Genomic DNA, 16,239 nt, shown 5'->3' on the forward strand with positions numbered 1-16,239 from the left:
ACTTCGAAGGAGGTGAAGGGAATGTACGAGTTCACGATCCTGCTCCTGGGTGGACTTCTGACCCTGAAGACGGTGGATCTTCTGGACCACCTGACGCCCAAGAGCATGCACGCCGCCGCGGCCGTGGTCGTGTCGGCCCTGATCGGGATCGGCTACGCGTTCCTGTTCGACTTCTCGGTCTTCGCAGCGTGGGACATCGGAGTCCGCAGCGAGGTCGTTGGGACCATCGCAACCGGGCTGTTCATGTCCGCTCTCGCTTCGGTCTGGCCGGCCATGCTGGGCGCCGTGAGTGGCTGGATCCACCGCGACGAGCCGCAGCGAGCCGGAGAGACCAGGCTGACGCAGGCCGCCTGAACGCAACGCTTCGGACAGAAGGGGCCTTCGGGCCCCTTCTTCCTTTAGTGGGCGAGCGGCGAAGGGGTGGCTCCGGAGAGGCCTGCGGAGGCATACTCCGGGAATGGCGCAGTGCCTGTACTGCGGAGTGCTCGCTTCGGATCCTCAGCGGGGTCCTTCCGATTGGGCGCGAGCGGTCGTCCGGGGCGAGCAGGTGCTCGTCTGTCCCGGTTGCCAGAGGCTGAGGCCGGAGTGGACCGAGGAGGCCGAGGACTGTCCCGTCTGCCGGTCCAAGCGGCTGTCCAAGGCGCTGGGGGACAAGGTCTGCCGCAAGTGCGGCCATCAATGGAGCGAGGAGAGCTTCAGCCTCGACTGACTGCCGTCTTGGCGCCGCGACTGCGAATGATGTCTATAAACGCACCCCTCCTGGTCCTGCTGACCGCCAGGACGCCGACCCCCAGCAGAATGTAGATCGCCGAGAACCCCACCCTCGTCGACTCGGCCGAGAACGGCACATCCACCAGCAGGTCGATGGCGGGAATGAGCAAGGGCAGGAAGAACTGGCTCAGGAACAACACGAGCAGCACCCACGCCTCACGCACGTTCAGGTCGAGGTTGACGAGCAGGATCGCAGCGAACAGCGACTGCGCGGACGTCAGGAAGATCTCCTCGGACTGCAGCACGTCCAGGGGCATGGCCCAGGTGAAGCCGTGGCCGTGGACCATGTGGGAAACGACGTACACCGCCGGCAGGGCGCCGATGAGAAGGGTCCACTGGTTGACCTTGGACGACACCAGGGAGCCGAGAGCCGACTCCGGCATGGCCTTGATCGCAAACATGGATGCGACAACCAGCTCGGGAAACTCCGACGCCAGCGGAGCGACCCACTGCACGGTCAGGAACTTCGCCTGCTCTGCGCCCAGCAGCCCGGACAGCAGCTTGTCGCCTGTGACGATCAACGACTCCGCGAACGGCTCGGCCGCCGCGATGATGCCGATGGCCGCCCAGCCGAACATGATCAGGACGGTGCGGCGGCGTTTGGTCTTGCCCCGGGACGCGATCCTCTCGGCCACTCCCTCCAGGTGCGGCGGCTCGTCCCCGTGTGTCTTCGACGCCCTTATCGCGTACCAGACGAACATCGACGCGAGCAGGACGAAGTCCACGAGGTGGATCTGCCGCCGGAACGGGATCGTGAACGAATAGGCGGTGGCCAGCAGCAGGAAGAAGATTTCCAGGCGGAACGGCGAGTCCAGCACGATGCGGTCCCGCTTGTGGCGTATCGCGAACACAAAGACCACGACCGGCCAGAACAGCCCGATCAGCAGCCTGTTGGCGCCCGTCATGTTCGCCGTGGCGTACACGATGTTCTTCGGGTCGTCGCCGCCCTTCCACGCGAACACCATGTCCACGGCGTACTCGGGCAGGATCGCTATGAGGGCCAAAAACGCCAGGGCCAGCGACCTCGAGATGTCGACCTGGGCGACCTCAGCCCCCACGGACAGCAGGTAGGCGGCGCCCAGGATCGCCAGCCCGGCCAGGATCGCCACGGGGTAGGGGTGGTCGTGCGGGGAGAGCGTGTGCGACCCGGTGACCAGGTCGAACACCCGGACGCCCAGCCAGGGCACGGAAGCAACAGCCGAAAGGACGATCCAGGTCAAAGCGTTCGGCGGGTCCCGGTCACAAGGGAGTCATCGTATCAGGGGGTCCGGGGCGCCCTGCGTATGCCGCCCCGGATGGTGAGGGGGGACCCGCATCCTCCGGCAAGGACGCGGCCCGGGGCGCTACGCGCCCCGGGCCGGTCGACTTTGGCTAGTGGGCGTGCCCGTGGTGGGCGTCGGCCCCCTGCGGCTCCTCTTCCTTCTGCTCAACAACCAGGACCTCGGTCGTCAGCAGCAGTGCGGCGATCGAGGCGGCGTTCTGCAGCGCCGACCGCGTCACCTTGAGCGGGTCGACGATCCCGGCCTTGCGGACGTCGCCGTACTCGCCGGTCGCGGCGTTGAACCCGAAGCCGGGCTTGCCGGACCGCACCTTCTCGACAACGACCGAGCCCTCGAAGCCGGCGTTGGACGCGATCCAGCGCAGCGGAGAGGCAAGAGCCGTCCCCACCAGCTGAACTCCCGTCCGGACGTCGCCCTCGACGCTCTCGGCCGCGGCAGCGACCGCCCGCTCGCAGTTGACGAGCGCGACTCCGCCACCGGGGACGATGCCCTCTTCGACCGCTGCCTTGGTGGCCGACAGGGCGTCCTCGATGCGGTGCTTCTTCTCCTTGAGCTCGACCTCGGTCGCGGCGCCGACCTTGACCACGGCGACACCCCCGGACAGCTTCGCCAGGCGCTCCTGTAGCTTCTCGCGGTCCCAGTCAGAGTCGCTCTTGTCGATCTCCGCCCGGATCTGGGCGATGCGCCCGCGGATGTCCGCGTCGTTGCCCGCACCCTCGACGATCGTCGTGTTGTCCTTGGTGACGACCACCTTGCGCGCGCGTCCGAGCTGGTCCAGTGCGACGTTCTCGAGCTTCATCCCCAGCTCATCGGTGATGACTGTGCCACCGGTCAGGATGGCCATGTCCTGGAGCATCGCCTTGCGGCGGTCTCCGAAGCCGGGAGCCTTGACGGCCGCGGCCTGAAGGGTCCCGCGGATCTTGTTGACGACCAGGGTCGCCAGGGCCTCGCCCTCGACGTCCTCCGCGACGACCAGCAGGGGCTTCCCGGCCTGGACGACGCGCTCCATGAGCGGCAACAGGTCTCCGACGGCGCTGATCTTCTTGTTCACCAGAAGGATCAGCGGCTGGTCGAGGATCGCTTCCATGCGGTCCTGGTCGGTGACGAAGTACGGCGAAATGTAGCCGCGGTCGATCTGAAGGCCCTCTACGGCTTCAAGCTCCAGCCCGAACGTCTGCGACTCCTCGACAGTGATGACCCCGTCCTTGCCGACCTTCTCCATCGCCTCGGCGATCATGTCCCCGATCTCAGGGTCGGCCGCCGAGATGGCCGCGACGTGGGCGATCTGCTCGCGTCCGGCGACCTCCTTGGCCTGCGACCTCAGAGCCTCGACCGCGGCCTCAACGCCGCGCTCCACGCCCCTCTTCAGGCCCATCGGGTTGGCCCCGGCGGCGACGTTGCGAAGCCCCTCGTGGACCATGGCCTGTGCGAGCACGGTCGCCGTGGTCGTCCCGTCACCGGCCACGTCGTTGGTCTTGGAAGCGACCTCCTTGGCCAGCTGTGCGCCGAGGTTCTCGAAGGGATCCTCGAGCTCGACCTCCTTGGCGATCGTGACGCCGTCGTTGGTGATCGTGGGGGGACCCCACTTCTTGTCCAGGACGACGTTGCGGCCCTTCGGGCCGAGGGTGATGCGTACCGCGTTGGCCAGCCGGTCCACGCCTGCCTCGAGGGCCTCGCGTGAGTCCGACCGGAACTTCAGGATCTTGCTTGGCATGAGGTCTCCCTAGTCGGCGATCTTGGCGAGCACGTCGCGGGAAGACACGACGAGAAGCTCTTCGCCGTCGATCTTGACCTCGGTGCCTGCGTACTTGGAGTACAGAACCCTGTCACCTTCGGACAGGTCCAGCGGGATGCGCTTTTCGCCGTCCTCGTCCCAGCGGCCCGGTCCGACTGCGATGACCTGGCCCTCCTGGGGCTTCTCCTTGGCGGTGTCCGGAATGACGAGCCCGGAAGCGGTGATCTCCTCGCCCTCCAGGGGCCGGATTACGATCCGGTCCTCGAGCGGGATGATCTTGGTCCTGGTCTTGGTTGCCACGACTCCTCCTTTGACCTGCGGAAACATACTGTCGTTAGCACTCTAACCAGGGGAGTGCCAGCACGTCAACCGGACGAGTGCTGACACGGCGACCACCAGCGGAAACGGCCTGCGGGCCGCTCAGGCCACTGCGGAGGGAAGCTTCAGGGACGGGTCCGCCGGGGCCTCCGCCGGCGTCACCTCTCCCCGGCTGAGGCGGAAGAACCCGGCGGCGGCGATCATCGCGCCGTTGTCCACGCACAGCTTTCTGTCGGGGATCACCAGGCGCGCGCCCCGGCGCGACGCCTCCTCCGCCAGCCTCGCCCGCAGCCGGGTGTTCGCCGCCACCCCGCCCCCGACGACGAGGGTGGAGGCCCCCTGCATCTCCAGCGCGCGCATCGCCTTTTCGACCTGCACGTCCACGACCGCCTCCTGGAACGAGGCGGCGATGTCCGCCTTGACGACCTTCTCTCCTGCGGCCTGTGCCCGGTGCACGTGACGCACCACCGCCGTCTTCACGCCCGAGAAGCTGAAGTCCAGTCCCTTGCCGGTCAACCCCCGGGGAAATGCCACCGCCTGCGGGTCGCCGCGCTTGGCCAGCCGGTCGATCGCCGGCCCCCCGGGGTACCCGAGGTCCAAAAAGCGCGCGACCTTGTCGAACGCCTCGCCGGCCGCGTCGTCCAGCGTCGAGCCCAGCGTCTGGTAGACACCCTCCTCCTGGACCGAGTACAGCGCGGTGTGGCCGCCGGACACGACCAGAGCAACGTACGGCGGCTCCGTAGCCGGGTCCTCCAGCCGCACCGCCAGCACGTGGCCCTCGAGGTGATGCACCCCCGAAAAGGGGACGCCGAGCGCCGACGCCATGGCCTTGCCCGCCGAAAAGCCCACGATCAGCGCGCCTATCAGCCCCGGCCCCCTGGTGGCCGCTACCGCGGACACCTCGGCCATCTTGACCCCAGCCTCCCTGAGGGCCTGGTCGATCACCTGCGGCAGCCGCGCGTCGTGGGCGCGAGCGGCGATCTCCGGGACGACCCCGCCGAACCGCTCGTGCAGGCGCGCCTGCGAATCGATCACGTTGGACAGCACCCGCCTGCCCCCTCGCACGACCGCTACCGCGGTCTCGTCGCAGGAGGTTTCGATCCCCAGGATCAGGGCGTCTTCGGCGACCGCGGAGCCGGTCATCCGTCGAGGCCGGCTCGAATCGCCTCCAGACGCTCCGCGTACTCGCGCGTCCAGATCCCCTCGGCCCACATCACGTACGCGTCCTCGCCCGTCTCGATGTAGTAGCCGCGCCGGACGCCGACGGTTTGGAACCCGAACTTGCGGTACATCGCCTGAGCGCCCGCGTTGGACTTTCGCACCTCAAGCGTCACGGCGCGGGCACTTCGTGCCCGCGCCTCGTCGACCATCTGGATCATCAGGCGGGTGCCGACCTTGCCGCGATGGTGGTCGGGGTCCACGGCGATGTTGGTTACGTGCCCCTCGTCGCCCAGCAGCATGATCCCCGCATAGCCGACGACCTTTCCGCCGCTGCGGGCGACGTAGTAGGCGCGGGAATCCTTCTGCGCCAGCTCCGACAGGAACAGGCCGGCCGACCACGGCCGCGGGTAGACCTTCGCCTCGATCCGCAACACCGACGGGATGTGACGCCGCCGCATCGGCATGATCTGGACGTCCAGCGCCTGCCGGACCTGCTCGGTGACCATCAGCGTCCCATCCGCTCCCAGTTCAGCTCCGCGTCGGACTTGCGAATGTACAACGGCCTGAGGTCCGCGAGCCGGTCCGACTCCTCGCGTTCGAACAGGCGCACGGCCAGCTCGGTCAGGGGCACCGCCGTGGGGGTGGAGTCGGTCATCCCGGCGATCTCTATGCCGAGGTCGGCCGAGTCGAACATCGAACGGTAGACAAGCGGTCCGTTGCCCACCGCCAGGACGGGCTCGCTGCGCGCCTCGATCTCGTTGACGCAGTGTTCCGGCCGGGCGCAGCGGAACTCCGTCATGCGCTGCACTCCTCCGGGCATCGGCCTGTAGAAGGCCCAGTAAACCTCGCCGCGGCGTGCGTCCACGCACGTGCAGATCGTGCGCCGCGAGTGACGGACGTTGTACGCCAGAACGTCCATCGATGACAGTCCCACCGCCGGCACCGCAAGCGTCTGAGCCAGGGCCTTGGCCGTGGACACCCCCACGCGCAGGCCCGTGAACAGGCCGGGACCTATCCCCACGGCGATTCCGTGGACCTGCTTGTAGGTCAGGCCCGCGTCCTCCAGCAGCCTTTCGATCGCCGGCACGAGGATCTGGTCCTGGCTGCGGAAGCGCCCCAACTGGTAGGCCCCCACCAGTTCGGTGGCCGAACCCAGCGCCACCGAAGCCTGTGGAGTGGAGGTCTCGATCCCGAGGACGAGCATCAGGCCGAGCCTCGCGACCAGTCGTGGACGGAGTCGCTGACAACCCGCATCCGGTCGCGCCAACGGCCGAACGGACGGAACTGGATGATCCGGCTGTCGTCGCCCGTGTCGTCCCAGGCGAACTCGATCTCCAGGTGGTCCTCACCAACCATCGGACCGGCCTTCTCGCCCCACTCGATCGCAGCCACCCACGGGGGGTCGAGCATCTCCTCGAGTCCGAGGTCTGCTACCTCCGCCGGACCGCTGCACCGGTACAGGTCCACGTGCAGGAGCGGGTATCGCCCTTCGTAGGAGCGCATCAGGGTGAACGAAGGCGAAACGCACGGGTCCTCGACCCCCAGGCCCTTCGCGAGCCCCTGGACGAACGTCGTCTTGCCGGAGCCGAGCGTGCCGGTCAGGAGCAGGACCTCGCCGGGCAGGAGCAGCCGGCCCAGCTGCTCGCCTAGCGCGGTGGTTTCGTCCGAGGAACGCGTACGGACGGCCAGAAAGGGAAGCCGCATCCGCCAAGAGTACGGCGTTCGATCGCACCCGGCTTGGCGCCGTCTCCCGTCAGAACAGTCCGAGCTGCCGCGCCGCGGCGTCTGCCGGCCCGAGACGGGACACCGTCTGCGGCTGGGCCTCATCGGGCTCCCCCGGATCCGCCTGCGGCGGGCCCTGCCCGGTGCCGAGGTCGTCCAGGGCCCGGCGGATCTCCTCGAAGTCCTGGGTGATGCCGTTCATCGCCGAGGAACCCCGGAGCGCGGCCGACGGGTGGAACGTGGGGATCAGCGTCGCCCCCCCGAACGGGTACCGCTTGCCTCTCAGTCGCGTGATGCCGGTGTCCGTGCGCAGCAGCAGCTTTGAGGCGAAGTTGCCCAGCGTGACCACGACCTTGGGCTCGACCACCTCGAGCTGCGACTTCAGAAAGCTCGCGCAGGCCCGGACCTCCTCCGGCAGCGGGTCCCGGTTGCCCGGAGGACGGCACTTGAGGACGTTGGCTATGTACACGTCCGGCCGATTCAGGCCGAGCTTCGTCTCGATCAGCCTCGTGAGCAGCCGTCCGGCCGCGCCCACGAACGGCTCCCCCTTGCTGTCCTCGTTGACGCCCGGCGCCTCCCCCACGAACATGACGTCGGCGGCCGCAGAGCCCGTGCCGAAGACCGCCTGGGTCCGTTGGAACCCGAGTGGGCATGCGCGGCACGCCTCCGCCTGGAGGGAAAGCCTCGTCAGCGCCTCCTCGGACGGGGTCCGGCGCAGCGTCGTCACTCGTTCCACGGGCACCTCCCGGCCGGCGATCTCGGGCGGAGACTGCCAGCCGCCGCCGACATCCGCGCAGGCTGGACGGAAAAGGCTCGAGCCGCTAGCGGCGGCGGCCGTCGGCCAGGCCGGGAATGCCCGCCAGGCCCGTGGCCAGCCGGACGCTGCGGCGCATCGCCTCCGCCACGGCCTCGGCCCCCAGCGCGCCTACCACCGTCGGCTCGGCGGGCACCTCACCCGTGGCTCCGACGAAGGTGACGTCGCCGTCGAACTGGGTGTGGGCGGGGCGGACGCTGCGCGACACACCTGCGGTCGCCATGACGGCCACGTGCGAGGCGGTGGCTTTGTCCAGCTTCGCGTTGGTAACGACCGCCGCGAGAACCGTCGCCTGGCGCGGGCGCAGCGCCCAGGGTGCTTCGGCCGGGACCCGGGCCGCCGCCAGCGGCCGTCCTTGCTCGTCGACGATGTCCCCCGCGGCGTTGTTCACAACCAGCGCTCCGACGATCACGTCGCCGCTCGACGCCGACGCCGTCCCGACTCCGCCCTTGCGCGCTCCGTGCATGCCGCCCCACTTCGCGACGGTGGCACCGGTCCCGGCCCCCACCGACCCCTCCTCGAAGTGCTCGGTGGCGCTCTCGGCCGCCGCGCGTCCCTCCGCGGGGCCGGGGCGGCGTGCGGCGTCGCCTATCCCCAGGTCGAAGATCACGGCGGTGGGCACAATCGGCACGACGGCGCCCCCGAAACCGATCCCGATCCCCCGGGACTCGCAGACCTGCATCACGCCGTCTGTGGCGGCGAGCCCGAACGAGCTTCCACCGGAGAACAGAAAGGCGTTCACATCGGACACGATTCCCGACGGGCGCAGGTCGTCGGTCTGTCTGGTGCCGGGTGCGCCGCCGACTATCGCGCAGGCGCCGATCGTCCCCGCGGGCAGCATGATGACCGTGCATCCGGTAGCGGCCTCGGGATCGCTCCAGTGCCCGACGAGGACCCCTGGCACCGAGGTGATCATCGCAATCCCCCCGCGACCTGCCCGGCGGGCACACGCAGCGGACGCATCACCGCAGCACCCTGCGGGCGAAGTCGCTCACGAGCCGGGTCACTTCCCGGTGCCGTTCCAGCATCGCCATGTGCCCCACTCCTTCGAACACGACCAGCTCGGCCTCCGGGATGCGATCGACCATCTCCCGGGCCAGCCAGACGGGCGTGACCACGTCCCGGTCTCCGGCCAGCACCAGCACCGGGACGTCGATCGACTCCAGGCCGCGAACCCCGTCGAACTCCGAAAGCCCGGGGACCGCCGCCGCCATCGTCTCCCCGGGCGTCGCCTTGGCCATGGCGGCCGTGAACGCGACGTGCGTCGCAGACGGGCGGGGGCCGAACCCGATCCGCGACACGAGCATGGCGAGGTCACCCGGCGGCATGCGCAACCGCCCGAGCTGTCCGAGCGCCTCCCAGGCGCCCAGCACGGCCTTGCGCGCCGCCTGGAACCTCGGGTTGCCGTCGCGCCACAGTCCCAGCTCAGCGGTGAAAGTGGTGTTCACGAGGACCAGGCCCTTTACGTGGGAGCCGAGTTCCTCCGGGAAGTCGCGTGCGAACTCGACCAGCGACTGCACGGTCATCCCGCCCATCGAATGGCCGACGACCACGCAGGGTGCCGCCCCCGTCTGGTGGACCACGGCCCACAGGTCCTGGGCCAGGGTGTCCGGACTGAAGGCAGTGCTGCCCTTCGGGCCCCTGGCGGGTCCGGACCGGCCGTGCCCGCGGGCGTCGAACGCGATCAGCCTCAGGTCGCGTTCGGACCGCAACTCCATGAGCTGGTAGTGCCACACGTCCATGCAGTGCGTGAAACCGTGGACGAACACGATCGTGGCGACGTCCTCCGGGTGCTCCGGGGAGTCGAACACCTCCGCGTGCAGACGGGTCCCGTCGAAGCTCTCCACTTCCACCTCGCGGCCGCGCACCCAGCCGAACTTGTGGGAGCCGAAGGGGTCCCTGACCGGCAGTAGCCGCCGGTAGACGAGCTCCTCGGCCGCCGCACCGGCCGCGGCTGCGCCTGCGAGCACCGCCATCGACAAAACCCCGCTGCGCGCGCGCCTTCGGCTGCTCTTCGGCTCCCGGGATCGGGATCTACCCGCAGCGCTCACTCGACCACCAGCTCGTCGCGGAGCGTCCCGGCGAACCCTTCGGCTGCGAACTCCGCCATCACCTCGTAGGTGCCGGCCTGGCCGGGGGTCCAGGACTCGGAGAAGTGGGCTCCGGTCTGGCCCTGCAACTCCTGGGACTGCTCGGCCTGGGTGAACACCCTGTCCTTCGACCATCGCCAGACTTCGCGGCCGTCACGTGTGGCCCAGAAATCGTACTTCTGTCCGGACGCGAACCTCAGCGTCTGGGCCTGTCCCGAGACGTTCTGGAGGCCCAGCGTCAGCCGAACCGAACGCCCGAGCTTCACCCGGGATGGATCGACCCGCAGCGTCACGGTGACGGACCCGACCCGCCGCTGGTCCCCGCCGACGGGCGCACCACTCGACGCGCACGAGCAGAAAGCCAGCGCAGCCACCGCGACAAGCGTCCTGGCCTTCATCCCAGGTAGACCCTCGGCACCCTCGCCCCCACCCCGCACACGACCTCGTAGTGGATCGTCTGAAGGCGGCCGGCTATCTCGTCGGCGGTGATCGCGTCCGCGCCCTGGGAACCCATGAGCACGGCCTCGTCTCCGGCCGAAACCGCATCGTCTCCACAGTCGACCATGATCGTGTCCATCGTGACCCTTCCCACCACGGGCCGGCGCACACCCCCGATCAGGACCTCGCCGCTGTTGGACAGAAGCCGCGCAAAGCCGTCCGCGTACCCGAGCTGCACCGTTGCGATGGTTGTCTCCTTTTCGGGGGCCCATGTCAGGCCGTAGGAGACTCCCTCGCCGGCGGGGACGCGCCTGGACAGCCCGACGCTGCTGACCAGGCGCATGGCCGGACGCAAGGTCACCTTGTCGGCCATCCAAGGGGCGGGCAGCAGCCCGTAGCAGGCGACGCCGGTCCGGACCATGTCGTGATGCGCCTCGGGGCGCGCGATGGTGGCCGCCGAGTTGGCCAGATGGAACAGGGGCGCCCGCAGGTTCTGCGACTCGAGCGCCCGTCGAAGCTGGGCGAAGCGGCCGATCTGAAGGCCGGTCGACTCAGCCGCCGGATCGTCCGGAGAGGCAAGATGACTCCAAACCCCCTCCAGCGACAGCGAGCGTTCCTCGCGGACCCATCCGATGAGTCCGGCCGCCTCCTCCAGCGACACGCCCTCGCGGTGCATCCCCGTGTCCACGGCGACGTGCACAGGATGAACAGACCCGGCGTCGGAGGCCGCCTTGGCGATGGATTCGGCCCCCGCGCGCGTGGACACGCTCGGCGTGAGCCCGCGCGAGACGATCTCGCCGGCCGCGTCCGGGGGCGCCTCGATCAGGACCAGGACGGGGACGTCGATGCCCGCTTCTCGGAGCCGGACCCCCTCCTCCACCAGAGCGACCGCCAGACGCTGGACCCCGGACTCCAGGCACGCCCGGGCCACCTCGACATCGCCGTGTCCGTAGCCGTTGGCCTTCACCACCTGCAGGTGGACCACCTGGGGGCCGAGCAGCGCCCGCAGGGCCCGGCAGTTGGACCGGATCGCATCGAGGTCGATCTCGGCGTAGGTCGGCCGCCACCTCATCGCTGGGCTCCCTCGAGCACAGTCCGCAGCGGCCCGTGCCCGAACGGCAACTCCCCGGCCACACGGCGGAGCACGCGCGGGAGCCACGCTGAAAGCTCGGACGCCGTCGCGCTTCCCGGTCCGGCCTTGACCGCCGAATCGGATGCCGCACCGTGCAGCCACGCGCCCGCCCAGGTGGCGGCCGCGGGAGCAGCCCCCCCGGCGATCAGCGCCGTGATCACCCCGGTCAGGACGTCGCCGGTGCCCGCGGAGGCGAGTCCCGGCCCCCCGGTGGCGTTCACCAGAACCTCTCCCTTCGGGGTGGCGGTGATCGCGCGCGGCCCCTTCAGGTGGACCACCGCGCCCCACTCCCGCGCCGCCCGCCGCGCCTCGTCCAGCAGGTCGGGACCGGGCTCGCGTCCGAGCAGATTCCGGAACTCACCCGCATGCGGAGTAAGGACGGTCGCGGCCTCGCGGTCCCGCAGCACGTCCGGCTGGTCCCGCAGAAGCTCGGCCAGCGCCCACAGGCCGTCTGCGTCCAGGACCACGGGCAACGGCGTCCGCAGTGCATCGCGAACCACCTCGGACGGCCCCGGCCCCCGCCCGAGCCCAGGCCCCACGGCCAGGGCACGAGCCTTGCCGAGCGACTGATCGAATCGCTTCAGCGAACTGCCCGTCAGCATGCCGGACTCCGAATCCAGGCCCACCTTCACTGCCTCCGGCACCCGCACCTCCAGCACGCCCAGGACGTCCTGGGGGACCCCGGCCATCACCATTCCGGCGCCGGCGCCCAGTGCCCCCAGCACGGTCAGGACCGCCGCCCCGCTCATCCCGGACGACCCGGCGACGACCGCGACCGCGCTCGAGTACTTGTTGGAGTCGGCAGCGCGCCGGGGAATCACGGCCGCAACGTCAGCGGCATCGGGGAGCTTCACGCTTGTCTGCGGCAACGGGATCCCGATGTCCGCCACGTCCACGCGGCCGCACCGCAGCGCCCCGGGGGGCCTGACGTGGCCGACCTTCAGGGCCTGCACGGCTACGGTCACGTCGGCGTGCACGGCCGGACCGTCGACGGCGCCGCTGCCGGCGTCAACCCCCGAAGCCATGTCCACCGACAGCACGCGCCCGGGGTGGCCTGCGATCGCGGACAGGGCCTCCGCCGCGGGACCGGTCGCCTCGCCGGAGAACCCGGTCCCGAACACCGCGTCCACCACCAGGTCCGCCCGTTTCGACTCCGCCTGCCACGCGCCGGGACTCCATCCGGCGACCCTTACGGACGCCGTGCGCCGCGCAGCTTCCAGGTGCACCGCCGCCGCTCCGGACGGCTGTGCCACGAGAAGGACCGAAGCCCAGGCGCCACGCGCCGCCAGGTGGCGGGCCACGGCTATGCCGTCGCCGCCGTTGCTCCCCTTCCCGCACACGCACAGGACCCTGCGGCCGTAACCGCCCCGCGTCATGCGCAGGGCGACGGAGGTGCAGGCAGCCGCCGCGCGGTCCATGAGGATGTGGGCCGGCGTGCCGTCCCGGATCGCCGACTCGTCGGCCTCCCGCATCTCACTTGGAGTCAGGACCGCTTCCATCGCGGTCGCGTCACTCCACCGTGACCGTCTTGGCGAGGTTCCTCGGGCGGTCCGGGTCGAGCCCGCGGATCCGGGCGACGTAGTAGGCGAGCAGTTGGAGGGGGATGACGTCGAGCATCGGGGACAGGAGCTCGTGGGTCTGGGGCACCCACAGGACGTGGTCGACCCCCGACGTCGCCGCCTCGTCGCCGTCGTTGGCGACCAGGACGGTGGTGGCGCCGCGCGCCTTGACCTCCTGGACGTTGGACAGCAGCTTTGCCGAGACCCGGGACCGCGTACCGACCACCACCACCGGGACCCCCTTCTCGAGCAGTGCTATGGGACCGTGCTTCATCTCCCCCGCCGGGTAGCCGGAGGCGTGCACGTACGCGATCTCCTTGAGCTTGAGCGCGCCCTCCAGGGCCACGGGGAAGCCGACGTTGCGTCCGAGGAACAGCGCCAGGGGGGCGTCGGCCATTGCCTCGGCCACGACACGCACATCGCCGGCTCGGTCGATGCAGGTCTGGACCTTGTCCGGGATCTCCTCCATGCGCTCGAGCAGCTCCCGGGACTCCGACGGGTACACCGCGCCGAGCGTCTGCGCGATGAACAACGCCACCGTCTGGAGCGCGGCCACCTGTGTGGTGAACGTCTTCGTGGCGGCCACCGATATCTCGGGCCCGGCCCGCGTGTACAGGACCGCCTCCGCCTCGCGCGCGATGCTCGAGCCGACGACGTTGGTGACGGCAATGACCCGTGCCTTCTGGTCGCGCGCGTGGCGGACCGCCTCCAGCGTGTCGAGAGTCTCCCCCGACTGCGAGACCGCGATCACGAGCGTGTTGCGGTGCAGGACGGGGTCCCGGTATCGGAACTCGCTGGCCACCTCGACCTCCACAGCCAGCCGCGACCAGTGCTCGATGCCGTGTCGGGCAATCAGGCCGGCATGAAACGCCGATCCGCAAGCGACGATGAAGACCTTGTCTATGCGGCGGATGTCCTCTTCGGTCAGGCGCAGTTCGTCGAGCTGAATCACGCCGTCGTGCTCCCAGCGCCCCAGCAGCGTGTCGCGCAGCGCCTGCGGCTGCTCGTGGATCTCCTTGAGCATGAAGTCGGGAAAACCTCCGCGCTCGGCCGCCGCCTGGTCCCACGTGACTTCCATCGGCTCTACGACCACAGGAAGCCCCGAGAGGTCCGTGACCTCGACGGACCCCTTGCGGATCTGGACGACCTGGCCGTCTCCCAGGGCCAGCACCCGGCGCGTGTAGCCCAAGAGGGCGGGGATGTCCGATGCCAGAAAAGACTCCCCTTCCCCCAGGCCCACGATCAGCGGGGCCGACATCCGCGCTCCGACCACGAGATCAGGGTCATCCGCGCTCACCACGGCTATCGCATACGCCCCCTGAAGCTCCGCGACCGCCTCCCGGACGGCGTGGGCCAAGCCATCCTCGCCGAGCTTTTCCTCGATGAGGTGAGCGATGACCTCTGTGTCGGTGTCGGACCGAAGCTGATGCCCACGCTTCTCGAGATGGGCCCGGACCTCAGCGAAGTTCTCGATGATGCCGTTGTGCACCACCGCGATCCGCCCGGAGCAGTCGGTGTGAGGGTGCGCGTTGGAGTCGCTGGGAGGCCCGTGCGTGGCCCACCTCGTATGACCGATGCCGGACTCTCCCGACGGAGGCGCGGAGGCAATCGCCTGCTGCAGCTGTGACAGGGCGCCCTTGCGCCGGACGATCTCCACTCCCCCGGGGCCGGACATGGCCACGCCGGCGGAGTCGTAGCCCCGGTACTCGAGCCTGGCGAGGCCGTCCAGAAGCACGTCCAGAGCGCGTCTCGAACCTGTGTAACCGACGATTCCGCACATGTCAGGCCCCCTTCCCCGCCGACGCCGGTCCGGCCGGCTGCGCAGCGGCAGGTTCGTCGTGACCGTTCAGGTCACGGTGCACCATGGCGGCGATCGCTTCGGCTCCCGACCGCGCGTCGGCTTCCGTCGCGGCCTCGACCATGACACGGACCAGGGGCTCTGTCCCGGAGGCCCTCACCAGGACGCGTCCCTGGTCCCCGAGCCTGGCCTCCACCGCCCTGACGGCGTCCAATACGCCGACCGCGGAACCGAGCCCGTCGCGAGCGGAAGTCCTCACGTTCAGCAGGACCTGCGGGAAGGGCCGGAACGGGACGACGCCCTCGAGGCGCCCGCCTTCCTCGGCTACCGCCTCCAGCAGCCCCAGCGCCGTCAGAATCCCGTCCCCGGTCGTGGCCAGGTCCAGGCGCAAAATGTGACCTGACTGCTCGCCGCCGCACACGATGCCCTTTGTGCGCATGGCGTCGAGCACATGTCGGTCGCCGACCGGGGTCTCCACAAGCGAAATCCCCTCCCGTGCAGACCACGCCCTGAGCGCCTGGTTCGCCATCACCGTCACCGCGACCATGTCGTGCGTCAGGCGGCCTCGCCTTCTCAGGCGTGATGCCAGGATGGCGAGAATCGCGTCGCCGTCCACCACGGCCCCGGACTCGTCACCGGCCAGGACCCGGTCCGCGTCGCCATCGTGGGTCAGTCCGATAGACCCGGACTCCGCCGCCGCCGCCGCGACCACCTCCGGGTGGGTGGCTCCACAGCCGTCATTGATCATCGCCCCGTCCGGCTCGCCGTGGATCTCCGCGACCTCCACTCCGAGCCTGCGCAGGATCTCCGGCGCCAGTCCGCACGCGGCTCCGTGGGCGCAGTCGACCACGACCTTCAGGCCGCGCAGGTCGGCGGTAACCGACTGCTCGAGGTGTGAGAGGTATCTCTCGCGAGCGTCCGGAATCCACCGGACCGAACCGACGTCAACTCCGGCAGGAAGTGCCGCCGGCTGCCCGATCAGCTGCTCCAGCGCCTCCTCCCGGATCTCCGAGGGCTTCCATCCTCCCGGACCGAACACCTTGATCCCGTTGTCGGCCGCGGGGTTGTGCGACGCGGACAGCACCACGCCCGCATCGGCGCCGTCGCCCGCTACGAGAAAGGCGACGGCAGCGGTCGGCACCACTCCCGCCAGAAGGACGTCGGCCCCCGCGGACGCCAGGCCCGCCACGAGCGCCGCCTCCAGCAGGGGACCGGAGGGCCGGGTGTCCCGTCCGACGACGACGCGCGGACGGGCAGACGTGCCCTGGCCGAGGACGCCCGTCGACGCGGCACGGGCGACTGCACGGCCCACGTCCAGCGCGAGCTCCGCGGAAAGATCTGCGTTGGCCCGGCCGCGGATGCCGTCGGTTCCGAAGAGCCTGCCCATCTCAGCCCTTTCGATGGCCCGGCGGCGAGGCCGG

General features: G+C 69.8%; 17 protein-coding genes. 2 read left to right on the forward strand and 15 right to left on the reverse strand.

Annotated elements, in window-relative coordinates:
• Positions 1 to 21: 21 nt before the first annotated feature.
• Together VNE62_10640 and VNE62_10645 are read left to right on the forward strand one after the other, a co-directional pair.
• Positions 22 to 354: a hypothetical protein gene (locus VNE62_10640; protein HVE92735.1), complete on the forward strand. Its 333-nt coding sequence runs from the start codon at positions 22 to 24 to the stop codon at positions 352 to 354.
• Positions 355 to 457: 103 nt separating this feature from the next.
• The gene (locus VNE62_10645; protein HVE92736.1) at positions 458 to 709 is read left to right on the forward strand and encodes a hypothetical protein; all 252 of its coding nucleotides are present in this window, start codon (positions 458 to 460) and stop codon (positions 707 to 709) included.
• Here the strand turns inward: VNE62_10645 and VNE62_10650 are convergent.
• The 15 genes from VNE62_10650 to glmM all read right to left on the reverse strand — a co-directional run bounded on the left by VNE62_10650 (position 696) and on the right by glmM (position 16,205).
• Complete coding sequence (locus tag VNE62_10650; protein HVE92737.1) at positions 696 to 1,958, reverse strand: sodium:calcium antiporter; 1,263 nt, start codon at positions 1,956 to 1,958, stop codon at positions 696 to 698. The genes VNE62_10645 and VNE62_10650 overlap by 14 nt on opposite strands.
• 184 nt (positions 1,959 to 2,142) lie before the next feature.
• Entirely contained in the window at positions 2,143 to 3,765 is a 1,623-nt protein-coding gene (gene groL, locus VNE62_10655; GenBank protein ID HVE92738.1) for a chaperonin GroEL, read from the reverse strand.
• A 9-nt stretch (positions 3,766 to 3,774) separates the two neighbouring features.
• Entirely contained in the window at positions 3,775 to 4,086 is a 312-nt protein-coding gene (gene groES / locus VNE62_10660) for a co-chaperone GroES (GenBank protein HVE92739.1), read from the reverse strand.
• 120 nt (positions 4,087 to 4,206) lie between these two features.
• The gene (gene tsaD, locus VNE62_10665; GenBank protein ID HVE92740.1) at positions 4,207 to 5,247 is read right to left on the reverse strand and encodes a tRNA (adenosine(37)-N6)-threonylcarbamoyltransferase complex transferase subunit TsaD; all 1,041 of its coding nucleotides are present in this window, start codon (positions 5,245 to 5,247) and stop codon (positions 4,207 to 4,209) included.
• Positions 5,244 to 5,771, reverse strand: a complete 528-nt coding sequence (rimI, locus tag VNE62_10670) for a ribosomal protein S18-alanine N-acetyltransferase (protein ID HVE92741.1) — start codon at positions 5,769 to 5,771, stop codon at positions 5,244 to 5,246. The genes tsaD and rimI overlap by 4 nt, the downstream gene beginning before the upstream one ends.
• Positions 5,771 to 6,469, reverse strand: coding sequence for a tRNA (adenosine(37)-N6)-threonylcarbamoyltransferase complex dimerization subunit type 1 TsaB (gene tsaB, locus VNE62_10675; GenBank protein HVE92742.1), 699 nt, complete (start codon positions 6,467 to 6,469; stop codon positions 5,771 to 5,773). The genes rimI and tsaB overlap by 1 nt, the downstream gene beginning before the upstream one ends.
• Positions 6,469 to 6,969, reverse strand: coding sequence for a tRNA (adenosine(37)-N6)-threonylcarbamoyltransferase complex ATPase subunit type 1 TsaE (gene tsaE / locus VNE62_10680; protein ID HVE92743.1), 501 nt, complete (start codon positions 6,967 to 6,969; stop codon positions 6,469 to 6,471). Before tsaE ends, tsaB begins: the two co-directional genes overlap by 1 nt.
• Positions 6,970 to 7,018: 49 nt before the next feature.
• Positions 7,019 to 7,723 carry a uracil-DNA glycosylase gene (locus tag VNE62_10685; GenBank protein ID HVE92744.1) on the reverse strand — a complete coding sequence of 235 codons (705 nt, stop codon included), beginning with the start codon at positions 7,721 to 7,723 and terminating at the stop codon, positions 7,019 to 7,021.
• Between the two features lie 85 nt (positions 7,724 to 7,808).
• Positions 7,809 to 8,717, reverse strand: a complete 909-nt coding sequence (locus tag VNE62_10690; GenBank protein ID HVE92745.1) for a P1 family peptidase — start codon at positions 8,715 to 8,717, stop codon at positions 7,809 to 7,811.
• Positions 8,718 to 8,763: 46 nt separating this feature from the next.
• Positions 8,764 to 9,777, reverse strand: a complete 1,014-nt coding sequence (locus tag VNE62_10695; protein HVE92746.1) for an alpha/beta hydrolase — start codon at positions 9,775 to 9,777, stop codon at positions 8,764 to 8,766.
• Between the two features lie 71 nt (positions 9,778 to 9,848).
• Positions 9,849 to 10,289 (reverse strand): BsuPI-related putative proteinase inhibitor, encoded by a 441-nt coding sequence (locus VNE62_10700; GenBank protein HVE92747.1) that lies wholly within the window; start codon positions 10,287 to 10,289, stop codon positions 9,849 to 9,851.
• A complete protein-coding gene (gene alr / locus VNE62_10705) occupies positions 10,286 to 11,401 on the reverse strand; it encodes an alanine racemase (protein HVE92748.1) in 1,116 nt (371 codons plus the stop codon). Before alr ends, VNE62_10700 begins: the two co-directional genes overlap by 4 nt.
• A complete protein-coding gene (locus VNE62_10710; GenBank protein ID HVE92749.1) occupies positions 11,398 to 12,960 on the reverse strand; it encodes an NAD(P)H-hydrate dehydratase in 1,563 nt (520 codons plus the stop codon). The genes alr and VNE62_10710 overlap by 4 nt, the downstream gene beginning before the upstream one ends.
• 10 nt (positions 12,961 to 12,970) lie before the next feature.
• Positions 12,971 to 14,800, reverse strand: a complete 1,830-nt coding sequence (gene glmS, locus VNE62_10715) for a glutamine--fructose-6-phosphate transaminase (isomerizing) (protein HVE92750.1) — start codon at positions 14,798 to 14,800, stop codon at positions 12,971 to 12,973.
• Between the two features lies 1 nt (position 14,801).
• Positions 14,802 to 16,205: a phosphoglucosamine mutase gene (gene glmM / locus VNE62_10720; protein HVE92751.1), complete on the reverse strand. Its 1,404-nt coding sequence runs from the start codon at positions 16,203 to 16,205 to the stop codon at positions 14,802 to 14,804.
• Positions 16,206 to 16,239: the final 34 nt, after the last annotated feature.

Source organism: Actinomycetota bacterium (genome assembly GCA_035536535.1).
Taxonomy (GTDB): Bacteria; Actinomycetota; JAICYB01; order JAICYB01; family JAICYB01; genus DATLNZ01.

Excerpts from the sequence above, each read along its gene's own strand:
- groL (HVE92738.1), bottom strand. The coding sequence starts at position 3,765 with ATGCCAAGCAAGATCCTGAAGTTCCGGTCGGACTCACGCGAGGCCCTC.
- alr (HVE92748.1), bottom strand. The coding sequence starts at position 11,401 with ATGAGGTGGCGGCCGACCTACGCCGAGATCGACCTCGATGCGATCCGG.
- VNE62_10710 (HVE92749.1), bottom strand. The coding sequence starts at position 12,960 with ATGGAAGCGGTCCTGACTCCAAGTGAGATGCGGGAGGCCGACGAGTCG.
- glmM (HVE92751.1), bottom strand. The coding sequence starts at position 16,205 with ATGGGCAGGCTCTTCGGAACCGACGGCATCCGCGGCCGGGCCAACGCA.
- VNE62_10640 (HVE92735.1), top strand. The coding sequence starts at position 22 with ATGTACGAGTTCACGATCCTGCTCCTGGGTGGACTTCTGACCCTGAAG.
- VNE62_10690 (HVE92745.1), bottom strand. The coding sequence starts at position 8,717 with ATGATCACCTCGGTGCCAGGGGTCCTCGTCGGGCACTGGAGCGATCCC.
- tsaD (HVE92740.1), bottom strand. The coding sequence starts at position 5,247 with ATGACCGGCTCCGCGGTCGCCGAAGACGCCCTGATCCTGGGGATCGAA.
- VNE62_10695 (HVE92746.1), bottom strand. The coding sequence starts at position 9,777 with ATGGCGGTGCTCGCAGGCGCAGCCGCGGCCGGTGCGGCGGCCGAGGAG.
- tsaB (HVE92742.1), bottom strand. The coding sequence starts at position 6,469 with ATGCTCGTCCTCGGGATCGAGACCTCCACTCCACAGGCTTCGGTGGCG.
- VNE62_10700 (HVE92747.1), bottom strand. The coding sequence starts at position 10,289 with ATGAAGGCCAGGACGCTTGTCGCGGTGGCTGCGCTGGCTTTCTGCTCG.
- rimI (HVE92741.1), bottom strand. The coding sequence starts at position 5,771 with ATGGTCACCGAGCAGGTCCGGCAGGCGCTGGACGTCCAGATCATGCCG.
- tsaE (HVE92743.1), bottom strand. The coding sequence starts at position 6,969 with ATGCGGCTTCCCTTTCTGGCCGTCCGTACGCGTTCCTCGGACGAAACC.
- VNE62_10645 (HVE92736.1), top strand. The coding sequence starts at position 458 with ATGGCGCAGTGCCTGTACTGCGGAGTGCTCGCTTCGGATCCTCAGCGG.
- glmS (HVE92750.1), bottom strand. The coding sequence starts at position 14,800 with ATGTGCGGAATCGTCGGTTACACAGGTTCGAGACGCGCTCTGGACGTG.